This is a genomic window from Actinomadura sp. NPDC049382, assembly GCF_040677125.1.
Classification (GTDB): domain Bacteria; phylum Actinomycetota; class Actinomycetes; order Streptosporangiales; family Streptosporangiaceae; genus Spirillospora; species Spirillospora geliboluensis.
In genome coordinates, this window is record NZ_JBFARO010000091.1 from 25,022 (window position 1) to 31,411 (window position 6,390).

8 protein-coding genes are annotated in these 6,390 nt (G+C 73.5%); 2 read left to right on the forward strand and 6 right to left on the reverse strand.

All coding sequences use genetic code 11. From position 1 onward, the window contains the following. Window positions 1-26 precede the first annotated feature (26 nt). From AB0K34_RS34200 to AB0K34_RS34225, 6 genes are all read right to left on the reverse strand, one after another. Window positions 27-632, reverse strand: coding sequence for an ATP/GTP-binding protein (locus AB0K34_RS34200; protein ID WP_301175146.1), 606 nt, complete (start codon window positions 630-632; stop codon window positions 27-29). Next, window positions 613-978 carry a DUF742 domain-containing protein gene (locus tag AB0K34_RS34205; protein WP_138638979.1) on the reverse strand — a complete coding sequence of 122 codons (366 nt, stop codon included), beginning with the start codon at window positions 976-978 and terminating at the stop codon, window positions 613-615. Before AB0K34_RS34205 ends, AB0K34_RS34200 begins: the two co-directional genes overlap by 20 nt. Then, window positions 975-1,409: a roadblock/LC7 domain-containing protein gene (locus AB0K34_RS34210; RefSeq protein WP_138638978.1), complete on the reverse strand. Its 435-nt coding sequence runs from the start codon at window positions 1,407-1,409 to the stop codon at window positions 975-977. Before AB0K34_RS34210 ends, AB0K34_RS34205 begins: the two co-directional genes overlap by 4 nt. 30 nt (window positions 1,410-1,439) lie before the next feature. Then, the gene (locus tag AB0K34_RS34215) at window positions 1,440-3,197 is read right to left on the reverse strand and encodes an ATP-binding protein (RefSeq protein WP_364553083.1); all 1,758 of its coding nucleotides are present in this window, start codon (window positions 3,195-3,197) and stop codon (window positions 1,440-1,442) included. Window positions 3,198-3,451: 254 nt separating this feature from the next. Next, window positions 3,452-4,108 (reverse strand): MOSC domain-containing protein, encoded by a 657-nt coding sequence (locus tag AB0K34_RS34220; protein WP_364553084.1) that lies wholly within the window; start codon window positions 4,106-4,108, stop codon window positions 3,452-3,454. Window positions 4,109-4,151: 43 nt separating this feature from the next. Further along, the gene (locus tag AB0K34_RS34225; protein ID WP_364553086.1) at window positions 4,152-4,745 is read right to left on the reverse strand and encodes an XRE family transcriptional regulator; all 594 of its coding nucleotides are present in this window, start codon (window positions 4,743-4,745) and stop codon (window positions 4,152-4,154) included. A gap of 96 nt (window positions 4,746-4,841) precedes the next feature. On the opposite strand from AB0K34_RS34225, the gene AB0K34_RS34230 reads away from it, so the two are divergent. Next, window positions 4,842-5,486 (forward strand): class I SAM-dependent methyltransferase, encoded by a 645-nt coding sequence (locus AB0K34_RS34230; protein ID WP_364553087.1) that lies wholly within the window; start codon window positions 4,842-4,844, stop codon window positions 5,484-5,486. A gap of 168 nt (window positions 5,487-5,654) precedes the next feature. Next, window positions 5,655-6,176 (forward strand): hypothetical protein, encoded by a 522-nt coding sequence (locus AB0K34_RS34235; protein ID WP_364553088.1) that lies wholly within the window; start codon window positions 5,655-5,657, stop codon window positions 6,174-6,176. Window positions 6,177-6,390 lie beyond the last annotated feature (214 nt).

Consider the following 6,390-nt stretch of genomic DNA (forward strand, 5'->3'; position numbering starts at 1 on the left):
CCAGATGCGGTGGGGCGGGGTGGGAGTCAGGCGGTCGGGGAGGTCAGGCGGTCGGGAGCGGGGGCGGTCGCGGTGGCGATGAGGTGGCGGATCAGGGCCCGCAGCACCGCGGTGGCGGAGCGGGCGTCCCGCGCGTCGCACAGCACGATCGGCACGCCCGGGTCGAGTTCGAGGGCGGCCCGCACCTCGTCGGGGTCGTAGCGGAACGCGCCGTCGAACTCGTTCACCGCGACGAGGAACTTCGTCCCCCGGTTCTCGAAGAAGTCGACGGCCTCGAAGCAGGCGTCCAGGCGGCGGGTGTCGGCGAGCACGACGGCGCCGAGCGCCCCCGCGCACAGCTCGTCCCACATGAACCAGAAGCGCTGCTGGCCGGGCGTGCCGAACAGGTACAGCACGATGCCGTGCTGCTCGATCGTGATGCGGCCGAAGTCGAGCGCCACGGTGGTCGTGGTCTTGCCCTCCACGCCGCCGAGGTCGTCGATGCCGACGCTCGCGGTGGTGATGAGCTCCTCGGTGCTGAGCGGTTCGATCTCGCTCGCCGCGCCGACGAACGTCGTCTTCCCGACCCCGAATCCGCCCGCGATCAGGATCTTGACCTGAGTGGGGAACATCTCAGGCTCGTTGTAGGCCATCGAGCAGCTTCTCCAGGAGGTCTCGGTCGGTGAGCTCGGCCGCGGGGCGCGGCGCTCGGGTGGACATGGCCCGCCAGTTCACGAGGTCGGCGAGGAGGACCTTGGTGACCGCGACGGGGAGCCGCAGGTACGCCGCGACCTCGGCGACCGAGGTCGGGGTGCGGCACAGGCCGAGCGCCCGGTGGTGCTCCGGGTCGAGGTTCGCCGGCACCTCGCCGGTCGCCACCACCAGGGACAGCATGTCCAGCCGCATCGCCGGCCGGGTGCGCCCGGCGGTCACCGTGTACGGGCGCACCAGCGGCCCGGCGTCGTCGTCGAGCCAGACCTCGTCCTCGCCGGCCGTCATGACGAGGGGATCGGACCGCCCGGCGCCGCCGCCGCGCGCGTCGCCGTGCCGAGGAAGGGACGGACGGACTTGATCAGCCGGGCCATCTCGAAGCCGACGACGGCCGGATCGGCCTCGCCCCTCGCCAGCACCGCCAGCACCGAGTTGTAACCGGCCCACGAGATGAACAGCTGGCTCGACTTCAGCTCCGTCACGACCTGCCGGACCTCGTTGCTGTCGTCGAACTTCGTCCCCGCGCTCCGGGCGATGGAGAACAGGCCCGAGGCGAGCGCGGCGAGCTGCTCCGCGCTCGCGCGGTCGAAGCCGTCGGAGGCCTTCAGCATGCCGTCGGCGGACAGCAGCACGCTGCCGCGGATGACCGGAACCTCCTCGCCCAGCCCCCGCAACAGCCAAGCAAGATCCTGAGCCTGGTTCGGGGAGACAGCACTCAATGGACGCTCCTTATCCCTCGTGATGTTTCGTCAGTCCGTACCATCGGTGCCGTCCACGACGCCGTCGCTCTCTTCGGCGCCGCGCACGCCCCGTTGGAATGCCGCCATGAGACCGGGATTGTGCGCGACCTCCGTATCGTCCTGCAGATGCTGCGGCGCGGGAGGATTCACCAGTTCGGGAGCCATATTCGCCTGGACCCGGCGGCGCGGCAGCGACGGCCGCTCAGCATTGTCCACCATGCCGGATTCCGCCACCCCACCGGGATTTGCGGCCGGGCCGGAATTCGCGGCGGCGGCGGAATCGGCGTGGCGGCCGGGGGCGTCCGCCGCGACGAAGCGGTCGGCCGGGGCGTAGCCCTCCGACGGGCCGGCGTACGCGGACGCGGGGACGGTCTCCCGCGCCGCGGCCGGGGCGGCCGCGGTGGCGGGCACCGGGACGGGCTCGGCGTGCGCCGGCTGGGCCTGCGGCACGGCCTCGGCCTCCGCGGGTTCCGCGCCGACCAGCTCGCCCGGCACGACGACGGTGGCCTGGACCCCGCCGTAGAGGTTGTCGCGGAGTTCGACGCGGACGCCGTGCCGGCGGGCGAGCGCGGAGACGACCAGCAGGCCGATGCGCCCCTCCTGCAGCAGCTCCTCGGCGCCGCCCCGGTCGGGGTCGGCGAGCAGGTCGTTCAGCCGCCGCTGGCTCTCCCGGGGGATGCCGAGGCCGCGGTCCTCGACCTCGATGGCCAGCCCGGCGGTGACGGCGTCGACCCGGACCAGCACCTGCGTGTGCGGCGGCGCGAACCGGGTGGCGTTCTCGATGAGTTCGGCGAGCAGGTGGACGACGTCCGCGACCGCGCTGCCGTCCAGGGTGCCCTCGACGGGCGGGACGACCTTGACCCGGTTGTAGTGCTCCACCTCGGCGATGGCCGAGCGCAGCACCTCGTAGACGGTCACCGGCCGGCTCCACTGGCGGCGGGACGCGGCGCCGCCGATCACCGCGAGGCTCTCGGCCTGGCGGCGCATGCGGGTGCTGAGGTGGTCGACCCGGAACAGGCCCTTGAGCAGGTCCGGGTCCTCGACCTGGTTCTCCAGCTCGTCGAGCCCCTTGATGGCGCGGTGGGCCAGCGACTGCATGCGGCGGGCCAGGTTGACGAACACGTCGACCCGCCGGTCGGTGCCGCTGCTGGTGCTCGTGCCGGTGCCGCCGCCGGCGCCGCCGGCGCTGCCGGTGCCGCTCGGCGCGCGGCTCGCGGCGACGTCCAGCACGGCGTTCCACGCCTCGCCCTGCGCCTGCCGCAGCTCGTAGGCGAGCCGGACGAACGCGTCGCCCGACTCGATCGCCGGGACGTCCTCGCTGCGCGGTGCCGTCTCCCCGGCCTTGACCCGCTCGGTGAGCTCCTTGAGGCCCTGCCGGCCGCGCGCGATCGAGAACCACAGCTCGCCGAGCCGCCGCTGCACGTCCTCCGGAGTCGGGCCCTGGACCCGGTCGGGGCGCCGGGCGGGCTGCCGCTCGAACCTGCGGGTCGCCACGTCCGCCCCGAACACGGCGGCGCCCAGCGTCAGGACGGCCGCCACGGCCGCCGCGGCCAGCACGAGCTGCGCCCGCGGCGTCACGTCGTCGCCGTTGTAGAGCACCGCCGCGGCGGCGACCCCGAGGATCCCGATAACGGCCGCCGGAAGGACGGAAATGCACAGGTGAAAGGACCGTGCGCTGCTCTGGCGACGCGTTCCGCGGGTCGGCGGCCTGCCGTGCCGCCGGAAATCCTGGCGCTCGGTGTCGGCAGGTTCGGAGAAAACGGGCATCGGACGTCCTCAGCGCGGTCGACGGCACGGCACGGGGGTCACATTACTGAGTGAGACGTACTCTTACCGGTACAGTCCGTATCTAGGCTGACACACCGCCCGTTCGGGGAAGCGTGGATTGCCGAGATTACCGGGACGTCCGTCCGCTTTCCGGTAATCTGCGGTACAGTGCCCATTTTTGCCCGATTGGCAACAAATGTACGGCCTGTATTGCGGGCGCGCTCCGGTGTGCCGCCCGGCGCGCCGCCGACCCGTCAGCGGCCTGCGGCGGAGCGCCTTCGAGCCACGTCCCTCACGTAGGACGGAAGCGCCTCCAGCGACACCAGCGGCGGCAGCAGCTCCGGCGCGGTGGTGAGGGCGCGGAACGCCATGGCCGCGGTCACCCCGTGGCGGGGACGACGCACCCGCTCGACCGGGTCGCCCGCGCGGATCTCGCCGGGCTCGACCACCCGCAGGTAGGCGCCGGGCATCGCCGCCCGCGTGAACCGCTTGATCCAGCCCGCCTCGTCCAGCCACGCCTGGAAGGTGCCGCAGGGGATGCGGGGGCAGCTCACCTCCAGCAGCACGTCCGGCCCCACGCGCCACCGCTCGCCGATCAGGGCGCCGTTGACGTCGATCCCGGCGGTGGTCAGGTTCTCGCCGAAGACGCCGTCGGGCAGCGGCTTGCCCAGCTCGTCCTGCCAGAAGTCGAGGTCCTCGCGCGCGTACGCGTAGACGGCCTGGTCCGGCCCGCCATGACCGCGCACGTCATGGACGCGGTCGCCCGCCAGCCCGACCTCGCCCGTCCCCTCGGAGGCCGGTGCGGCGACCGCCACCGGCCCCTCGACCGGGCGCTTGTCGATGCCGGTCAGCCGGAACGGCTTGGCCGGGTTGGTGCGCGGGTGCCCGATGTTGACCGAAAGCAGCTTCACCCGACGACGGTACGAACCGTCCCGCCGGACGCGCGAACCGGGCTCACTGCGGTCCTGCCTTGGGAGCCGCGCGGACGTGCGCGCGCTCGCCCTGCCGCCCGATCAGGCTCAGGAACTCGACGGGCCCGGCACTCGTCGCGCCGAACCAGTGCGGGATGCGGGTGTCGAACTCCGCGGCCTCTCCGGGCTCCAGGACGAGGTCGTGCTCGCCCAGCACCAGCCGCAGCGTGCCATTGAGGACGTAGACCCAGTCGTAGCCCTCATGGGTGCGCAGGTCGGGCTCGGCGCCGTCCTTCCCGGCCGGGAGGACGAACTTGTACGCCTGGATGCCTCCGGGCCGGCGGGTGAGCGGCAGGACGGTCGCTCCGTCGCCGCCCGCGACCGGACGCAGGTGGACGCGCGGGTCGCCGGTGGGCGGCGCGTCGACGAGCTCGTCCAGCGTGACCCGGAAGGCGCGGGCGAGCGGCAGGAGCTGTTCGAGCGTGGGCCGCCGCAGCCCGGACTCCAGCCGGGACAGCGTGCTGGCGGAGACGCCCGTCTCCTCGGCGAGGCCGGACAGGGTGGTCCCGCGGCGGCGCCGGAGCTGCTTCAGCCTCGGCCCGAACGCGTCGAGGGTGCGCTCAACTGCCTCGTCCATCCCCTCATTTTGCCAATCGGCAACAGGCTTCGCCGGTTCGCCCCGGCGGTCGGCACCATCGTCGTAGCTGGTGAGAGCAACCGGAGGGGACGGCGAATGACGCACGAGTTCGACAAGGGCTACTGGGAGCGGCACTGGCGGGAGGGCGCCGCCGCCGGGGCCATGGGCGGGAACCCGCCCAACCCCTATCTCGCCCGTGAGATCGGGGAGCTGGCGCCGGGGACGGCGCTGGACGCGGGGTGCGGCGCCGGTGCCGAGGCGATCTGGCTGGCGGCGCACGGCTGGCGGGTGACGGCGGCCGACATCTCGTCCGAGGCGCTGGCCCGCGCCGCCGAGCGCGCGGCGGCCGCGGGCGTGTCCGAGGGCCTGCGGTGGGTGGAGGCCGACCTGGCCGCGTGGACGCCGGACGAGCGGTTCGACCTCGTCACCACCCACTACGCCCACCCGGCGATGCCGCAGCTGGAGTTCTACGACCGCGTCGCCGGATGGGTGGCGCCCGGCGGCACCCTGCTGATCGTCGGCCACCTCCATGGGCACGGCCACGGGCACGGGCACGGCGAGGAGCACGGCCCGCCCGCCGAGGCGTCGGTCACCGCCGCCGCCATCACGGCGCGCCTGGACGAGACGGCCTGGGAGATCGTCACCGCCGAGGAGGAGCACCGGACGATCATCGGTCACGGCGGCGCGGAAAAGCCTCTCCACGACGTCGTCGTCCGCGCCGTCCGCCGCACCGCGATGTGACGGCTTTCACATCAACTTCCGGCCGCAATTTCTGATCATGTTTATCCGCCGGAGCCGGCGAAAAAGGCGCGAACCAACCCGGGGCCCGGCCCATCATACGAGTGCATAAGGGGGCACGGTGCCGGGGCCGAAAGTCGAGTAAGCCGCCGTGTCGCAATGGAGCAGAAGATGCGACTTGGAAAGGCGACCGTTCTCGGTCTCGTCGTCGGCGCGGTGACCGTCGGCCTGGCCGCGCCCGCGATGGCGGAGGGCGGCGACGTGCTCGTGCAGCCGAGCCAGGCCCGCCCGGGCGGGCAGGTCACCGTCGTCGGGAAGAAGTGCCAGGTCGACGGGGAGGCCGGCTCGCTGGCGTTCGTGGGCGGGGCCGTCCCGCTGAACGGTGCCGAGGAGGTCGACGGCCGGGCCGGGCTGGCGACGATCAAGACCGACACCGTCCCCGGCGAGTACACCGTGCAGGTGCGCTGCGGCGGGCACAGGTCGGTCGGCTACCTCACGGTGGTGAAGGCCGGGGCGAAGCCCACGCCGAAGGGGAGCACGCACCCGACCCCGACCGGCGGGGCCAAGACGGGCTTCGGCGGCGGCGCCGGCGGGACGAGCGCCGCGCCGCTGGCCGCCGGCGGCGTCCTGCTGCTGGGCGCGTTCGGAGTCGGCGCCGCGGCCGTCCGCCGGCGCAGCGGCGCGGACGCCTGACGAGACTCGCCGATGCCATTCCCGGGCCCGCGGAGAACCGTGCGAGAAATTGCGCACGGCCGCGGGCCACGGGAAATGGCAGATCATTTTCGAGTGGGTGATCGGTGATGCGCGGAAAGGCCGGCCTGTGGACGCCGGCGGCGGTGCTGCTGGCGGCCGGCCTGGCGGTGATCGGGCTGGGGCTGCGCGGCCCCGGCGGCCCGCCGCGGCCGCC